12 protein-coding genes and 2 pseudogenes are annotated in these 17,163 nt (G+C 61.6%); 8 read left to right on the plus strand and 6 right to left on the minus strand.

What is annotated here, in order from left to right; translation table 11 throughout:
• Positions 1-86: 86 nt before the first annotated feature.
• Positions 87-614 carry a hypothetical protein gene (locus PYR71_RS26005; protein ID WP_275621432.1) on the minus strand — a complete coding sequence of 176 codons (528 nt, stop codon included), beginning with the start codon at positions 612-614 and terminating at the stop codon, positions 87-89.
• Between the two features lie 188 nt (positions 615-802).
• Between PYR71_RS26005 and PYR71_RS26010 the strand changes: the two genes are divergently transcribed.
• From PYR71_RS26010 to PYR71_RS26020, 3 genes and pseudogenes are all read left to right on the plus strand, one after another.
• The gene (locus PYR71_RS26010; protein WP_275621433.1) at positions 803-2,014 is read left to right on the plus strand and encodes an NADP-dependent isocitrate dehydrogenase; all 1,212 of its coding nucleotides are present in this window, start codon (positions 803-805) and stop codon (positions 2,012-2,014) included.
• A gap of 66 nt (positions 2,015-2,080) precedes the next feature.
• Positions 2,081-2,523: pseudogene (locus PYR71_RS26015) on the plus strand (GNAT family N-acetyltransferase).
• Positions 2,524-2,609: 86 nt separating this feature from the next.
• Complete coding sequence (locus PYR71_RS26020) at positions 2,610-3,236, plus strand: glutathione S-transferase family protein (RefSeq protein ID WP_275621434.1); 627 nt, start codon at positions 2,610-2,612, stop codon at positions 3,234-3,236.
• A gap of 72 nt (positions 3,237-3,308) precedes the next feature.
• Here the strand turns inward: PYR71_RS26020 and PYR71_RS26025 are convergent.
• The 3 genes and pseudogenes from PYR71_RS26025 to recA all read right to left on the minus strand — a co-directional run bounded on the left by PYR71_RS26025 (position 3,309) and on the right by recA (position 8,392).
• A pseudogene (locus PYR71_RS26025) lies at positions 3,309-4,159 on the minus strand (AraC family transcriptional regulator).
• Positions 4,160-4,495: 336 nt separating this feature from the next.
• Positions 4,496-7,150, minus strand: a complete 2,655-nt coding sequence (gene alaS, locus PYR71_RS26030) for an alanine--tRNA ligase (protein ID WP_275621435.1) — start codon at positions 7,148-7,150, stop codon at positions 4,496-4,498.
• A gap of 153 nt (positions 7,151-7,303) precedes the next feature.
• Positions 7,304-8,392, minus strand: coding sequence for a recombinase RecA (gene recA, locus PYR71_RS26035; protein WP_064685493.1), 1,089 nt, complete (start codon positions 8,390-8,392; stop codon positions 7,304-7,306).
• A gap of 229 nt (positions 8,393-8,621) precedes the next feature.
• Here recA and PYR71_RS26040 point away from each other — a divergent pair, with 229 nt between their 5' ends.
• Positions 8,622-9,566: a carbohydrate kinase family protein gene (locus PYR71_RS26040; RefSeq protein ID WP_275621436.1), complete on the plus strand. Its 945-nt coding sequence runs from the start codon at positions 8,622-8,624 to the stop codon at positions 9,564-9,566.
• An 88-nt stretch (positions 9,567-9,654) separates the two neighbouring features.
• On the plus strand, positions 9,655-10,581 hold the full coding sequence (locus PYR71_RS26045; protein ID WP_275621437.1) for a pseudouridine-5'-phosphate glycosidase: 927 nt from the start codon (positions 9,655-9,657) through the stop codon (positions 10,579-10,581).
• Between the two features lie 79 nt (positions 10,582-10,660).
• On the opposite strand, the gene cckA is transcribed toward PYR71_RS26045, so the two are convergent.
• Entirely contained in the window at positions 10,661-13,264 is a 2,604-nt protein-coding gene (cckA, locus tag PYR71_RS26050; RefSeq protein ID WP_275621438.1) for a cell cycle histidine kinase CckA, read from the minus strand.
• Positions 13,265-13,568: 304 nt separating this feature from the next.
• Between cckA and PYR71_RS26055 the strand changes: the two genes are divergently transcribed.
• Positions 13,569-14,597 carry a flagellar biosynthetic protein FliO gene (locus PYR71_RS26055; protein ID WP_275621439.1) on the plus strand — a complete coding sequence of 343 codons (1,029 nt, stop codon included), beginning with the start codon at positions 13,569-13,571 and terminating at the stop codon, positions 14,595-14,597.
• 407 nt (positions 14,598-15,004) lie between these two features.
• Positions 15,005-15,640, plus strand: a complete 636-nt coding sequence (locus tag PYR71_RS26060) for a DUF1062 domain-containing protein (RefSeq protein ID WP_275621513.1) — start codon at positions 15,005-15,007, stop codon at positions 15,638-15,640.
• 206 nt (positions 15,641-15,846) lie between these two features.
• Here the strand turns inward: PYR71_RS26060 and dksA are convergent, their stop codons facing one another.
• Positions 15,847-16,266 carry an RNA polymerase-binding protein DksA gene (gene dksA / locus PYR71_RS26065; RefSeq protein WP_008525884.1) on the minus strand — a complete coding sequence of 140 codons (420 nt, stop codon included), beginning with the start codon at positions 16,264-16,266 and terminating at the stop codon, positions 15,847-15,849.
• A 276-nt stretch (positions 16,267-16,542) separates the two neighbouring features.
• Here dksA and PYR71_RS26070 point away from each other — a divergent pair, with 276 nt between their 5' ends.
• Entirely contained in the window at positions 16,543-17,037 is a 495-nt protein-coding gene (locus PYR71_RS26070; protein WP_275621440.1) for a SixA phosphatase family protein, read from the plus strand.
• The last annotated feature ends 126 nt before the right edge of the window (positions 17,038-17,163 follow it).

Raw genomic sequence — 17,163 nt, forward strand, 5'->3', positions numbered from 1 at the left:
GCCGCGGAAGGATCGACAAATAGGCCCATGCCTGGCGAAAGCGAGCCGTCCTGGATCGAATCCCGACGTTTCCGAATGTCGCGCGCCTATTGGCCTTTGGCAATCAGCGCCATCGTCGCCTTCAGGGAATCGTGGGCCTGCGTTTCGATATTCTCGCTGACGATATCGTCGATCACCGGCTGGCCGGCCTCCTCGACCACCGCGAAGCGAACGGTCGTATAGTCCTTGGCATCAGGCGCTTCCGAACAGGCGGATTTCCTGAAGCGCACCGTGACCTCGGTCATCCCGTTGACCGGGGGCGCCGCCGCCATCGTCAGATCCTCCAGCGGGCATGCATCCTGGCCGTTGACGATGACGTCGTAGTCGAAGGGCGATATGCCGTCGTCGTCAACGGCGGGAAATTGCGCAGCCGCCTGGTATCTGGCGACGAAGTCCTTGCTGTAGAGACGATCGAGCCGGCTCGCATCGAAAATGTCGGTCCAGTCGCTATTGTTGTCGGCCCAGTTTCTCTTGGTCGCGTCCATGATCTCCTGCACGGGAGCGGTGGCATCGGCCGCATGGGCAGCGCCTGAAAAGCCGATAAGGCTTGCGATAACAACGGCGATTGTCTTCATGGTCGAATGTTCCGGGGCGGGCAAATCAAGGCGGACACTAGCCAGATTTCAGCGCTTGGCAATGGCGGCAAAAACGCATTGTGAAAGCCGTTGCAGCTTTGCGTTCCTGGTTCACAATGCTATAGCGCTCCTCATCACGTCACCCACCTGGGACGCTTGTCCCCTTCAAGCTCGAACGAGGCAGATACATGAACAAGATCAAGGTCGCCAATCCCGTCGCCGATCTCGACGGCGATGAAATGACGCGCATCATCTGGCAGCTCATCAAGGATAAGCTGATCCATCCGTATCTCGACCTCGACATCGACTATTACGACCTCTCGGTCGAAAACCGCGACGCCACCAACGACCAGGTCACCGTCGACGCCGCCAACGCCATCAAGAAGTACGGCGTCGGCATCAAGTGCGCGACGATCACCCCGGATGAAGCCCGCGTCAAGGAATTCAACCTCAAGGAAATGTGGAAGAGCCCGAACGGCACGATCCGCAACATCCTCGGCGGCGTCATCTTCCGCGAGCCGATCATTTGCCGCAACGTGCCGCGCCTCGTTCCCGGCTGGACGCAGCCGATCGTCGTCGGCCGCCATGCCTTCGGCGACCAGTACCGCGCCACCGACTTCAAATTCCCCGGCAAGGGCAAGCTGACGATCAAGTTCGTCGGCGAAGACGGGACCGTCATCGAGAAGGAAGTCTTCAACGCGCCGGGCGCCGGCGTTGCCATGGCCATGTACAACCTGGACGAGTCGATCCGCGAATTCGCCCGCGCCTCGATGATGTACGGCCTGATGCGTAAGTGGCCGGTATACCTGTCCACCAAGAACACCATCCTGAAGGCCTATGACGGTCGCTTCAAGGACATCTTCGAGGAAGTCTACGAGACCGAATTCAAGGATCAGTTCAAGGAAGCCGGCATCACCTATGAACACCGCCTGATCGACGACATGGTCGCCTCGGCGCTCAAGTGGTCGGGCGGCTACGTATGGGCCTGCAAGAACTATGACGGCGACGTCCAGTCCGACACCGTTGCCCAGGGCTTCGGCTCGCTCGGCCTGATGACCTCGGTTCTGCTGACGCCGGACGGCAAGACGGTCGAAGCTGAAGCCGCCCACGGCACCGTCACCCGCCACTACCGCCAGCACCAGAAGGGTCAGGAAACCTCGACGAACTCGATCGCATCGATCTTCGCCTGGACCCGCGGCCTCGCTCATCGCGCCAAGCTCGACGACAATGCCGAACTCTCCAAGTTCGCCTCGACACTGGAAAAGGTCTGCGTCGACACCGTCGAATCCGGCTTCATGACCAAGGATCTGGCGCTGTTGATCGGTCCCGATCAGCCGTGGCTTTCGACCACCGCCTTCCTCGACAAGATCGACCAGAACCTTCAGAAGGCAATGGCGTAAGCCAGCCCTTTCGGATAGTATTGAAACGGCGGGGATTTCCCCGCCGTTCTTATTTAGGAACGACCGATGACGGCCATCCTGCGACCGCTTGAACCCACCGCGCCGCCTGGGAGCCTTTATGGGAATCATATCAGCGCTTCTACGAGGTGGTCATTCCGCCCGAAACTACGGATCTGACCTGGGCGCGCTTCCACGATCCCGATGAACCGATGCATGCACTCGGCGCCTTCGGCGATGACGGCAGTCTCGTCGGCATCGTCCATGCCATCTTTCACCGCTCCTGCTGGCTTCCGCAATGGACCTGCTATTTGCAGGATCTCTATGTCGAAAATAGCCAGCGCGGCCTCGGCACCGGAGCCGCACTAATCGATGCGGTCGCCGATCTTGCGCGCGCAAACGGTGCGGGCAGGCTCTACTGGATGACGCACGAAACGAATGCCACGGCGCGGCGGCTGTACGACCGGATCGCCGAACGCTCAGGCTTCATCCAGTATCGCAAAGCTCTCTGACGACCGGACTTGCACAAAGACCTCGCCGCCCTATGGATTCCGGGCGACGGCAATGACGGCCGTAGGGGCAACAGGAGGAGCATGTCATGACCGAAGAATTGGTATTTTACACGAATCCGATGTCACGCGGGCGCATTGCGCGCTGGATGCTCGAGGAAATCGGTCAGCCCTATCGCACCGAACTCCTGACCTTCGGCGAAACCATGAAGGCGCCCGAATATCTTTCGCTCAATCCGATGGGCAAGGTTCCGGCAATCCGCCACGGCAACACCGTGGTCACCGAATGCGCAGCAATCTGCGCCTACCTCGCCGACGCCTTCCCGGAAAAGGGGCTGGCCCCAAGACCGGAAGAGCGCGCGGCCTATTACCGCTGGATGTTTTTTGCCGCCGGCCCGCTGGAATCGGCGGTGACGATGAAGGCGCTCGGCTTCGAAATTCCGACGGAGCGCCTGCGCATGGCTGGCTGCGGCGGTTTCGGCGATGTCATGAACACGCTGGAAATCGCTGTCTCCAGTTCGACCTACATTGCCGGTGAGCGCTTCACCGCCGCCGACGTTTATGTCGGCTCTCATATCGGCTGGGGCCTCAGCTTCGGCAGCATCGAAAAACGCCAGGCCTTCATCGATTATTTCGGCCGCATCAGCGAGCGTCCGGCCGGCAAGCGCGCCAAAGCCCTGGACGACGAGGCCGGCAAGACCATGCAGGCGGCCTGAGCGTTTGATAACGACATGCATAAACAAGGAGCTACGGAGAACGCGGTATCTCAGCCGCGTCCTCGGACGAGGTCAGGCAAGCGGCATGTGGATTTCGGTTAGAAGCTCGGTTGGAGGCACGTCGCGCGGATTGTTGAGATATTCCTCGAACATGACGCTGTCCTTCAGCTGCCGCCCTGATTTGGGCAGCCATTCCGCATAAAGCCACTGATAGGCCCTGTGCATGTCGGCATAGGGCCCCTTGTGGCGCAACACCGCATAGTTGCCGGCATCGATGGTGCGCCGCTCGAACGGCGCTTCGGCCGGCAGGTCGGGCGTTCCGGTGACACAGGCGATCGACCGCAGTTGTGCAGCCGGACAATATCGGGATCGTCGAGATAGACACCGATCATCCGCATGCCTGGCTTTGCCAGGCCGCGGGCGTAAGGCGTGCCGAACAATGTCTCGAAGGCTTTGCCGATCTGCATGTAAGAGCCGGTATGGGCGACACCGATCAGCTCGGTCGGTGCGATCTCACGTATAGTAACGTCGAACATGTTTTGGGTCTTTCCGTTAGGTGAGGGTTCAAAGGCTGTATGGCTTCCCTCATTCCTGTAGCGGGCCGGCGGCATGCCGTAGACCGACTTGAAGATGCGATTGAAGGATTGGAGATTGGGATAGCCGGATAGCTTCGCAATCTCGCTGATGGCAAGCTCCGTGCGGACGATCTCGCCCGCCGCGCGATGCAGCCTCAGCCGCTTGACGGTGGCCGCCAGCGTCTCGCCATAGATCGCCCGGTAGATCCTGTGCCAGTGATAGCTCGACAGGCAGGCAATCTCGGCCAGGCGCTCCATATCCAGCTCCTCGTCGAGGTGGTCGTGAATATAGGCCGAAACCCGTCTCAGACGGTTTTCATACAGCGCCCATGCCGTTTCGCCCTTCATATCAAAGCCCTGTGCAAATCGATCGGCTGCAGAGAACCATATCCCGATTTGACAAATCTTGCGGACTTGCCGGCTCCGGATGCCAACGCTACGCGGCAGAAGAAGAGTCGCTACCTACTACGCCGCCTCACCTGCCTCATTCCTGTGCTCGTCACAGGAATCCAGCCACGGCGCGTCGGCGCCGTGAATGAATCTTTCGCGCCCAAGAACTTGGACGCACAGGATTCCTGTGACAAGCACAGCAATGAGGGAGCTCTGGGAAAATGCCGAGTAAAGAACGTTCACAGCCAAGCTAAGGCGGGAGCCGAGCTTCCGCCTTAGGAATCAACCGTCAGCTCAGCCCGCGAGAGCCAAGGCTACCGCCTCGATCGCCTCGTCGGCCTTCGATCCATCCGGACCGCCGGCCTGCGCCATGTCGGGACGACCGCCGCCGCCCTTGCCACCGAGGGCGGCCGAGGCGATGCGGACTAGATCAACGGCGCTGTAGCGCTCGACGAGATCCGACGTCACCGCGACGACCGCGCTCGCCTTGCCGTCATCGGATACGCCGATAAGAGTGATCACGCCCGAGCCGATGCTGGTCTTGCCATCATCGGCAAGCCCCTTCAGATCCTTGGGATCGACGCCCGATATCGATTTGCCGAGGAACTTGACACCGGCAACTTCGCGCACTGCATCGCCCGAGCCGCCCTGCCCGCCGCCCATGGCGAGTTTACGCTTGGCGTCGGCCAGTTCCTTTTCGAGCTTGCGGCGCTCGTCAACCAGCGCTTCCACGCGCGACAGAACTTCCGAAGGCTGAACTTTCAGCGAGGCGGCAAGCGTCTTCACGCGCTCGTCTTGTTCGGCCAGATATTCGCGCGCCGATTCCCCAGTGACGGCCTCGATGCGGCGAACGCCGGCGCCGACAGCACTTTCGCCGAGAACGCGAATCAGGCCGATCTGACCGGTGGCTTCGACATGAGTGCCGCCGCAGAGTTCAATCGAATAGGGCTTGCCGGCCTTGGCGCCGCGCACACCCTCGCCCATCGCCACGACGCGGACTTCATCGCCGTATTTCTCGCCGAACAGCGCCATCGCGCCTTCGGCGATCGCATCGTCGACGCTCATCAATCGGGTGGTGACCGGCGAATTCTGCAGCACGATCTCGTTTGCCATATCCTCGACAATCTTCAGCTCTTCGGCCGACATCGGCTTCGGATGCGAGACGTCGAAACGCAGGCGCTCGGGCGCGACCAGCGAGCCCTTCTGGGCGACATGGGTGCCGAGCACCTCGCGCAGCGCCTCATGCAGCAGGTGCGTCGCCGAGTGATTGGCGCGCAGGCGCGAACGGCGGGCATGATCGACCGTCAACGCGACAGCATCGCCATCCTTGACCACCCCTTCAATGACCGTACCCAGATGCACGAACAGGCCCTCGCCTCTCTTCTGAGTGTCCGATATCTCGATCTTGCCGTGGTCGGACGAGATCACGCCGGTATCGCCCATCTGGCCGCCCGATTCGCCGTAGAACGGCGTCTGGCTGACCACAATCTGCACCTTGTCGCCGGCCTTGGCCTCGGTCGAAACCGCGCCGTCCTTGACAATCGCCTGCACGACGCCCTCAGCCGTTTCGGTGTCGTAGCCCAGGAATTCGGTCGCGCCATGCTTTTCCCTAAGCTCGAACCACACGGTTTCTGTCGCCTTTTCGCCGGAACCGGCCCAGTGCGAGCGGGCTTCGGCCTTCTGGCGCTGCATCGCGTCAGTGAAGCCGGAGATGTCGACGCCGATCTCACGGGCACGCAGCGCATCCTGTGTCAGATCGAGCGGGAAACCGTAGGTGTCGTAGAGCTTGAAGGCGGTCTCACCATCCAGCATATCGCCCTTGGAAAGATCCGTCGTCGCATCCGACAGAAGCGACAGGCCGCGTTCCAGAGTCTTGCGGAAGCGGTTTTCCTCCAGCTTCAGCGTCTCCGAAATCAGGGCCTCGGCGCGTACCAGTTCCGGATAGGCGCGGCCCATCTGCTGCACCAGCGTCGGCAGCAACTTGTACATCAGCGGCTCCTTGGCGCCGAGCAGCTGCGCATGGCGCATGGCGCGGCGCATGATGCGGCGAAGAACATAACCGCGGCCCTCATTCGACGGGAGCACACCGTCGGCGATCAGGAACGCCGAGGAGCGCAGATGGTCGGCGATGACCCGATGGCTGGCGCTACCTTCTGCCTTGACGCCCATCGTATCTTCGATGGCGCCGATCAGTGTCCGGAAGAGATCGGTGTCAAAAACGCTCTGCACGCCCTGGAGAATACAGGCTATGCGCTCCAAGCCCATGCCGGTATCGATCGATGGACGCGGCAGCGGGTTGCGAACACCCGGCTCGATCTGCTCGAACTGCATGAAGACGAGATTCCAGAACTCCAGGAACCGGTCGCCGTCTTCTTCCGGAGAACCGGGAGGACCGCCCCAGACGTTCTCGCCCTGGTCGATGAAGATTTCAGAGCATGGGCCGCAGGGGCCAGTATCCCCCATCTGCCAGAAATTGTCGGAAGTCGGGATGCGGATGATTCTGTCGTCGGAAAAACCGGCGATCTTCTTCCACAGCGTCGCTGCCTCCTCGTCCTCGGAATAGACGGTCACCAGCAGGCGATGTTTCGGCAGGTCGAAGCCTTCCGTCACGAGCTTCCAGGCAAGCTCGATCGCATTCTCCTTGAAATAGTCGCCGAACGAAAAGTTGCCGAGCATTTCGAAGAAGGTCAGATGGCGGGCGGTATAGCCGACATTGTCGAGGTCGTTATGCTTGCCGCCGGCGCGCACGCATTTCTGCGAGGTCGTCGCCGTCGAATAAGGACGCTTTTCCAGGCCGGTGAAGACGTTCTTGAACTGCACCATGCCGGCATTGGTGAACATCAGCGTCGGGTCGTTGCGCGGCACGAGCGGGCTCGACGGAACGATCTCGTGGCCGTTCTTCTTGAAATAGTCGAGGAAGGTCGACCGGATATCGTTCACACCGCTCATTCTAAGCCCTTCAATGCTGCCGGAGGCAGATAAATACAAATCCATCGGCTTTTAACGTTCGCCTCCGCCACTGTCCAGCGGACAAACGAAACCGGCCGCATTCTCATCAGGAATGCGGCCGGCGGAGATATTCGAGAAGATCAGGCGCGAAACTTACATGTCCGCGGCGGCATCGCCGTCATCCGCATCAGGTCCGCCGTTCTGCAGGAAGCGGTCGGCGATGAGACCGGCATTCTGGCGCAGCGCCAGTTCGATTTCGCGGGCGAGATCCGGGTTGTCGCGCAGGAAGGTCTTGGCGTTTTCGCGGCCCTGGCCGAGACGTTGGCTGTTATAGGAGAACCAGGCGCCCGACTTTTCCACGATTCCGGCCTTGACGCCGAGATCGACGAGTTCGCCGGTCTTCGATACGCCTTCGCCATACATGATGTCGAATTCGACCTGCTTGAACGGAGGCGCCATCTTGTTCTTGACGACCTTGACGCGGGTCTGGTTGCCGACCACCTCTTCGCGCTCCTTGACCGAGCCGATGCGGCGGATGTCGAGGCGCACGGAGGCATAGAATTTCAGCGCATTACCGCCCGTCGTCGTTTCCGGCGAACCGAACATGACACCGATCTTCATGCGGATCTGGTTGATGAAGATCACCATGGTATTCGACTTGGAGATCGAGGCGGTCAGCTTGCGCAGCGCCTGGCTCATTAGGCGTGCCTGCAGACCGGGAAGGCTGTCGCCCATTTCGCCTTCAATTTCGGCGCGTGGCGTCAATGCGGCGACCGAGTCGACGACCAGAACGTCGACGGCGCCGGAGCGCACCAGCGTATCGGTGATCTCAAGCGCCTGCTCGCCGGTATCGGGCTGCGAGATCAGAAGGTTTTGGAGATCGACGCCCAGCTTGCGGGCATAGACTGGATCGAGCGCATGTTCGGCGTCGACAAAGGCGCAGATGCCGCCCTTCTTCTGCGATTCCGCGATGGTCTGCAGCGCAAGGGTCGTCTTGCCCGAGCTTTCCGGCCCGTAGATTTCGATGATGCGGCCCTTCGGCAGACCGCCGACACCAAGCGCGATATCGAGCCCAAGCGAACCCGTCGAAATCGTCTCGATTTCGATGACATTCTCGTTGGAACCGAGTTTCATGATCGAGCCCTTGCCGAACGACCGCTCTATCTGTGAGAGTGCCGCTTCAAGCGCCTTGCTTTTGTCCACCGATTTGTCCTCTACCAGCCGCAATGAATTCTGAGACATCTGATCCACCTTTAGGTTATTGAAGCCGCCCAAGCAATGTCGAGTTTGTACCCCATTTGTTCCACTCTCGCAATAGGCGATCAAACGATTGAAAGAAAAAGGTAAAACAGCCCGTGTTCTATATTTGTTTTATCGATGCAAAGCAACGGCTTAGGCCAGATGCGCCGGCTCTGCCGCGCCAGAAGGCACCGATCTCGATTCGCGCTTCGGGCATCGCAAGGCAATTGAAATGAAGAAAAAGGTTCTTGTTCTCGGCGGCGCCCATATCGACCGGCGCGGCCGCATTTCCGGGGAAACGGCACCAGGCGCCAGCAATCCCGGCACCTGGTTCGAGGAGCCGGGCGGCGGCGGCTTCAATGCGGCGCGCAACCTTGCAAGGCTCGGTTTTCAAGTGACAATGATTTCGCCGCGCGGCGGCGATCCCATCGGCGAGATGGTCGGCGAAGCCGCCGATTTCGCCGGCATCAACGACCGGCCCTTCGTTTTTCTCGACCGCAAGACACCGAGCTACACCGCGATCATCGAGAGGGACGGGAACCTGGTGATTGCCCTTGCCGACATGGATCTCTACCGCTTCTTCGTGCCGCGGCGGCTTTCCATCCGCTGGGTGCGCGAAGCCTTCGCCGCGCATGATCTCATCCTTTTCGATGCCAATCTGCCGGAAGAGACGATCGTTGCAATCGTCGCCAAGGCACGGTCACTGGCCAAACCCGTCGCGGCGATCGCCATTTCGCCGGCCAAGGTCGTCAGGTTGAAATCCTGCATCGCGGATATCGACTACCTGTTCCTGAACGAGGCTGAAGCCGCAGCTCTTATTGGGGGACGGCCGGAAGACGCCGGCGGCTGGCCGCCGCTTCTGAACGAGATCGGCATCCGGAGCGCCGTCGTCACCCGCGGCCAGCGCGAGCTGGTCGCGTTTTGCGACGGCCGTGCCGTGACGCTACAGCCGCCGATCGCCGAGACCCTCGCCGATGTCACCGGCGCCGGCGATTCCCTTGCCGCCGGCACGCTCGCCGCCTTGATGCGCGGCCTGCCGCTTGAGGAAGCCGTCCGCCACGGCACCGCGGCAGCAGCGCTGACTGTGCAGTCGCCGCATGCCGTCAACGAAAATCTGACGCCGGATCTGCTGAATGAGGCGCTTGCCCTTGTTCCCCAGATCAGAATTCTGCATTGAAGCGGCCAAATGAAATAGTCGAGCATGATGTCGTCGCAAAACCGCCGACACATCCGACATCATGCTCTATCGACGACAGGACAAGATCATGAACCAGCCCATCTCCCCTCTTCTGAAGATCGCCTATTCGAAGGAGGTCGCCAGCGCCAAGCAGCGCGGCGCGCCGCTGGTGGCACTGGAATCGACCATCATCACCCACGGCATGCCCTATCCCGGCAATATCGAGATGGCCCGCAGCGTCGAGGCGATCATTCGCGAACAGGGTGCCGTGCCGGCAACGATCGCCGTCATTCACGGCACGCTGCATATCGGCCTTGAAGCCGGCGAACTCGAGCAGCTCGCCAAGGCGACCGACGTGATGAAGGTGTCGCGCGCCGATCTCGCCTTTGCGATTGCCGAGCGCCGCACCGGCGCCACCACGGTTGCGGCGACGATGATCGCGGCAGCGCGCGCCGGCATCCGCGTCTTTGCCACAGGCGGTATCGGCGGCGTGCACCGCGGCGCCGAGGAAAGCTTTGATATCTCGGCCGATCTCGAGGAACTCGCCCGCACCGGCGTCATCGTCGTCTGCGCCGGCGCCAAGGCGATCCTCGACATTCCGAAGACGTTGGAAGTCTTGGAAACCCGCGGCGTGCCCGTCGTCACCTATGAGAGCGAAGAATTCCCCGCTTTCTGGTCGCGTTCCTCGGGGCTTCGCAGCCCGCTGTCACTGAACAGCCCGGCGGCAATCGCCAATTTCCAGGCGACGCGCGAACAGCTCGGCATCGACGGCGGCATGCTGATCGCCAATCCGGTGCCCGAGGCTGACGAGATTCCGCGCGAAGAGATGGAGATCTATATCGAGCGCGCCCTCGACAGCGCCGAGCGCGACGAAGTGACCGGCAAGGCGGTGACACCCTATCTGCTCTCGACCATCTTCGATCTGACGGACGGCCAGAGTCTCAAGACGAATATCGCATTGGTGGAGAACAATGCGCGGCTGGCTGCGGAGATTGCCGTGGCGTTGGATGAGTAATTTTTGAGGGGCGAGCTGGCTTCGCCTGTCTTTTTTACCAGATTGCCGTTTGGTCCCCTCTTTCCGAGCCTTCCGACGCCTAGCTATCCAGCGTCTCTTTCACCACCACAGCCAGCTGCTTCAGCGAAAACGGCTTCGGCAGGAAGCCGAATTTCGCATCCGGCGGCAGGTTGCGGGCAAAGGCGTCTTCGGCATAGCCGGAGACGAAGATGAATTTCAGGTCGGGATAGTTCTTGCGCAGCTCACGCAGCAGCGTCGGGCCGTCCATTTCCGGCATGACGACGTCGGAAACGACGATGTCGACTTTGCCCTCGAGCTCTTCCATGATGCTCAGTGCCTCAACGCCCGATCCCGCCTCATGGACGGTGTAGCCGCGCGTTTCCAGCATCCGTTTGCCGCCCCGGCGGACCGCCTCTTCGTCTTCGACGAGCAGGACGACGGCAGAGCCTGTCAGGTCCTCGGGCTGCTGCGCGGCGGGGGCCTCGGGCGGCGTGCCGACTGCGGCAATGGCGCTATCGATCGCGCCGGCTTCGGCGGCAACCGCAGGCTCGGGGATATGGCGTGGCAGGAAGACGCGGAAGGTCGTGCCTTTGCCCACTTCGGATTCAGGCTGGATGTAGCCGCCCGACTGCTTGACGATGCCATAGACCATAGCAAGGCCAAGCCCGGTGCCCTTGCCGACATCCTTGGTAGTGAAGAAGGGTTCGAAGATCTTGTCCATGATCTCAGGCGCGATGCCGGTGCCGGTATCGGTCACCTCGACCAGCACCATGTCCTCGGCGGGCATGTAGGAATAGTTGAAGGCGGAGACCTCGGCAGCCGTCAGATTGCGGGTGCGCAGCGTCAGCGTGCCGCCTTCCGGCATCGCATCGCGCGCATTGACGCAGAGATTGATCAGCACCTGCTCGAACTGCGACAGGTCGGTTTTGACAGGCCAGAGATCGCGGCCATATTGCACGTCGAGCTTGACGTTGGTGCCGGAGAGCAGCCGGTCGACCAGCATGCGCAGGTCGCCGACGACATCCGTCAGATTAAGCACCGAGGGCCGCATCGTCTGCTTGCGCGAGAAGGCAAGCAGCTGGCGCACCAGCACGGCGGCGCGGTTGGCGTTGCGCTTGATCTCCATCAGGTCGGCGAAGCTCGCATCGGAGGGCCGCGCCTGCAGCAGCAGATGGTCGGACGACAGCAGGATCGCTGTCAGCACATTGTTGAAATCGTGCGCGATGCCGCCGGCGAGCGTTCCGACAGCGTTCATCTTCTGCGTCTGCGCCATTTGCGCTTCCAGCGCCTTCTGCTCGGTCACCTCGACCGCATAGACGATCGCCGCCTCCTCCGGCGCCTCGTCGCTCTGGTCGATGACGGCATTGACATAGAAGCGGAAATAGCGCGCCTCGTCGGTCGGCGTGCGGGTGTCGAGCGGCGCTATGTCGCCCTGCCGGTCCTTGGCCGCCGCCAGCGCCGCGGCCAGCTGCGGCCGGTCACTCTGCTGCACGATGGTTTCGAGAGAAGGTGATTTCTCGAGATCGTCACGCGACACGACGCCGGAAAACAACTTCAGGAACGGCGCATTGGTGCGCAGAATGCGCCCGTCGCCATCGACCGAGGCGATCGCCATCGGCGTGTTGTTGAAGAAGCGCGTGAAGCGCATGGCGGCGGCCGAAGCGGACTGGCCGCTCTCGCTGCTCTTTTCGCGCGCCAGCACGATCGTCCGGCTTTCGCCGGGCGCGCCGTCGCGCATCGAGGTGACGCTGTGGATGATCTGCACCGGCAAGCTCTGGCCGTTGGTCTTGCGCAGATCGAGATCGAGCGTAACGGTCTTCTTCAAGCCGGGTTCGGCCTGCACCGACTGGATCAGCGCCAGCCCCTCGCCCGCCACCAGGTCGCCGATCGACATCGAGCCCGGCAGGAACTTGGTCAGGTCGAGGCCCAGCCACTCGGCAAGCGTTGCATTCAGGTAGAAGATTTCGCCTTTGCGGCCGGCGGAGAAGAAGCCGGCGGGTGCGTGATCGAGATAGTCGATCGCGTTCTGCAGTTCCTTGAAAAATCGCTCCTGATCGTCGCGTTCGGCGGTGATGTCGGTGATCTGCCAGATCTGCAGCGGCTTGGCGCCATTATCCTCCTGATGCAGCAGCCGCGCCTTCAGCCGGTACCAATGCGCGCCCGAGCTGTTGGAGCCGGGGCCGACGGCGCGCAGCAGACGGAACTCCTCACGGCCCTCCTTGCCCTCGCGCAGACCGTTGACCAGCCGGTAGAGCGCCTCGTTGGACTCGCGATGGCGCGACAGCAGCGTTTCGAGCGTCTGCACCTCGGTCGCCTTGCGCGCGCCGGTCAGCGCGCCGTAGGCAGCGTTGGCATAGATGATCCGTCCCTTGTCGTCAGTGATCAGCGTCCCGTCCGGATGGCTGTTGAGAAAGGCGCGCGCCAGGCTGTCGGACTGGTGCTGCGGCATCACCTCGATGAAGCCGATGACCGAGGAGACCAAGAAGAAGATGCCGACCATGGCGAGCACGCCCAGGCCGCCGAGCACCATCTCGTTGTCGAGTGATCTTTTGAAGACGACGAAGGCGCCGGCTGCCGCGATCAGCACGAGCGCCAACAGAAGGATGCGCAAAACCGTGCCAGAACGCCCCCCACGATCCAAAAGCGGTGCGTTATAGTCGTCGGCCTGACGCGGTTTCGTCATATATTCCTCGCATAAGCCCTTCCCATTTCATAGCACGAACACGAAGCAGGAATCAGGCACTCTTTCCTTCTTAGCAATTTGCCACGCCGGCAAAAACACCGGTCACCGGCAAGACTGCTTGAATTCACAGGCTAGAGCGCCATCTGCCTGTCGAGCCGCCGCGGCTGCCCGTGCGCAAGCCGGCAGCCGTCATCCGGCACACTAGGAAATCGCCTTCGTGCGTCACTGGACAGGACCTTCGGCTCTTGTTTAAGGAACGGAAAAGTCGTCAATATGTGCCGAATGCGAAATGGAGTGAGTGACTATGTTCGATGATCTTGTCGGAGCTTACGGCAGCCGTTTCCTGCTTGCGGCCGGTGGCGTCGGCCTGGCGCTTCTCCTGCTTATTCTGGCGCTCTGGCTGATTCGAAGCCGCGCCCCCTCGCCGTTCGTGCGCGGCGGCCGCAACCGTCAGCCCCGCCTGCAGGTGCTGGATGCGGCAGCTGTCGATACCCGCCGCCGGCTGGTGCTGGTGCGCCGTGACGACGTCGAACATCTGATCATGATCGGCGGTCCGACCGACATCGTCATCGAAAGCCGCATCCTGGCCGAGGCGGCCGAACAGCCCGAAAGCATCAAACGGCCAGAACCGGTGGCGGAGCGACCGGCAACAGTCCCTCGCCCCGAAACACCGCCCGTTTCCGTAAGCCGTCCGCCGCTTGCAGCCCGTACCGAGCCGCCCGCCGAACCCGCCTTCGCGGCATCAGCCGTACCGGAACCGCGCCCGCGCCCCGAACCGCCTGCCCAGCCGGCTGTGCCGCCGCCGGTGGCCACCAGCCCGCTTCCGGCGGAGCCGGCGACGGCTCCGCTGTCGGCCGAACGCGACCATTCTCCGCGCCCGGCTCCGTTCCAGCCGCGCCAGCCGGAACAACCGGTAGCCCCGCCGGTCGCGCAACCCGCGCCCTATCACGATACAGCGACTGCCACCGAAATCCTTGACGCCGCCCGCCAGCGGGTCCTGCCGCAGCAGCGCATCGACCCCGAGGTCTCCGCCCCCGACATGCCGGCGCCGCGCACCGCACCCGCCACGCCCGCGGACGAAGCGGCTGCGCAATCAGCAGCGGCGATTCGCCGTGATTTCCAGCGGGTTCTTGAACAGGAAATGGCGAACAATCTGACGGCCGAGCGTATCGTGCCGGCCCCGGCAAACCAGACCCCGCGCCAGGCCGCGCCGCAGCCCGCCAACCTGCCGCGCCGTGATCCCGAGCTTGCCCCGATCACCGGCGCCGACACGGAGCTGCAGAAGGAAGTCGCCCGCATTTTCGGCGAAATGAGCGTCAATCGCGACAAGTGACTGCCGCACCGGCGCAGGCCGGTTGCGCGCATTCGTGACCTCATCATGAAGTTGCAGAAATGCCGCAATGCCGCGGCTTCTCAGTCCTGGAGCTCTTCGGGCCTCCCCACCGCGTCAATCATTTGTTATCAATCGACGCGAAGAGCTTTGGCGCATCGAGGTCACACTTTGCCTAAGTAAATACCGGTCTCACCCCAGTTTCACCCGTACTGCCGCAAAGCGAGACGCTGGCGGCATGCGACCATGTTCATCGGGTGGTGGCGAGAGACCGGTTTGGCATTGTTACAATGTGCCATGTGCAGCTCCGCTGCTCAGCTCTTCAGCCGCCCACAACATCGCCACACCGCGCCCGCAAGGGTTTCTCCTGCACCATCTTGGTGGACTTCCGAACGGAAGACCAAGACGATATGTGCAAGACGCTTCGGGTCCGATGGACCATCACCCCCAAGACAGCGCCCCAGCCATGGATTGCATGTGGCGGATGCGGAGGCCTGAGAGCTTTTCGATCCAGCGGCAAGATCCGGTTGAATGCCAACGGTCGCAAGCTCGACGCCTGGCTGATCTACAAATGCCTGATCTGCGAAACGACATGGAACCGGCCGATCTTCGAGCGCCGAACTATCCGCGACATCGATCCGTTGACGCTCGACGCGCTGCAGTCCAACGACCCGGATTGGATTCGCGCGGAAACCTTCAATCTCGACGGGCTGCGGCGCAAAGCACAGCGCGTTGACGAGTTCGGCGAATTCGACATCGCCAAGGAGATACGGCACGAGATCGCAGGCTGGACACACCTGGAAATCGAACTGACAGCCCAGTTCGCGACAAACATACGGCTGGATCGGCTGCTGGCCGGGGAGTTGAAGATGTCGCGCTCGCACCTGCAGGCTCTGCACGATCAGAGTCTATGTCGAACGGACCCCGGCGGGGCAGACATCATGCGGCGGCGGATCAGGAGTGGCACGCTCGTCACGATCGATCTCGTCATGGAGGCAGAGCGGGAGCGACTGTGGAAACCTCTGGCGGCAGGTGGCCCGCTCTAAATGCATGTCGTCCGGAAATGTGCAGCGATTCCGGGACAACGACATGCATAAAACAAAGGCTGATGCGCGTCGCTTGAATCAAATTTGATGCGACGCGCATTGATGGGCGGCGCACGAAGACCGATCGACAAGCCGCAAGTAGCCCGACAAAAAGGCGCCGCGATCCGATCGCGGCGCCCAATGTGTCTCTGCCGAGATAGAAAACGTCATTCGTCGCGGTAGACCTTTTCACGACGTTCGTGGCGCTCCTGCGCCTCGATCGACAACGTCGCGATCGGGCGGGCGTCGAGGCGCTTGAGACCGATCGGTTCGCCGGTTTCCTCGCAATAGCCATAAGTGCCGTCTTCGATGCGCTGCAGGGCCGCGTCGATCTTGGAGATCAGCTTTCTCTGCCGGTCGCGGGCGCGAAGTTCGATCGCCCTGTCGGTTTCCGACGACGCCCTGTCGGCGAGATCGGGATGGTTTGCGCTTTCCTCGGCCAAGTGGTCGAGCGTTTCGCGCGCTTCTCTAAGGATATCGTTTTTCCAGGCGACCAGCTTCGCCCTGAAGTAGGCACGCTGGTTTACGTTCATGAACTCTTCCTCTTCCGAGGGAACGTAATTGCTAAGATCGATCTTCTCACTCAACGCGATTCTCCTGAAGAACATCTCATCTGGGCGGGTGTATATCCCAAGCGCTAGCCGCGATTCAAGCCAAATACGACAGGTAAACGGATTTTTAAATCTGTTACAATTTTAGGCTAACGGTCTATTTTGTCATGATTATTCCGGCTGCCCTTTTTGGCTTCGCTTTCAAAACGCCGTGTTGTCAGCCACGTTTTAGGCAGTGGCGGCATGGCTGGCGATTGACGGCGGCCGACCGCAGCCGCTACTGAAAAGACCCGCCCGATCCTGGATTTGCCCGTGACCGTACCGCTGCCTCCGCCCAACCGCATATATCTCCTGCGTCATGCCCAGGCCGCTGCGGCCGAGCCCGGACAGCGCGATTTCGACCGGCCGCTCAGCAAAAAGGGCTACGGCGATGCCGAGATCATCGCCGACAAGGCAGCCGACAAGGGCTACCGTCCGGATCTTCTGATCAGTTCGACGGCGCTTCGCTGCCGCGACACCGCCGACGCCGTCCACCGGGCAGTCGGCGTCGGACTCGACGTGCGCTATGTCGATGCGCTCTACGACGCCACCGTCAGCACCTATCTCGAAATCGTCGATGCGCAGGAAGCGGCCGCCGTCATGCTGGTCGGCCACAATCCGACCATGGAGCAGGTGCTGGAGACACTGATCGGCCACGAGGCGATGGTCGACGCCCTTCCCCGCGGCTTTCCGACGGCAGGCCTTGCCGTCGTCGATTTCGACGCTTCCGTCACCGCCTGGCGCCTGACCGATTTCGTTGTCGTCTGATATCGTCCGGGCAATTCGAAGAGCAGCAGAAATTTTCAGCATCCGCGGAAAACAGAAATGCGTTCGCGCCACTTCTTTTTCGCACAACGCCGCCTTCCTATATTGCCGGCAGTCATCAATCGGAAT

The sequence above is a fragment of the Rhizobium mulingense genome (assembly GCF_029194105.1).
Classification (GTDB): domain Bacteria; phylum Pseudomonadota; class Alphaproteobacteria; order Rhizobiales; family Rhizobiaceae; genus Rhizobium; species Rhizobium mulingense.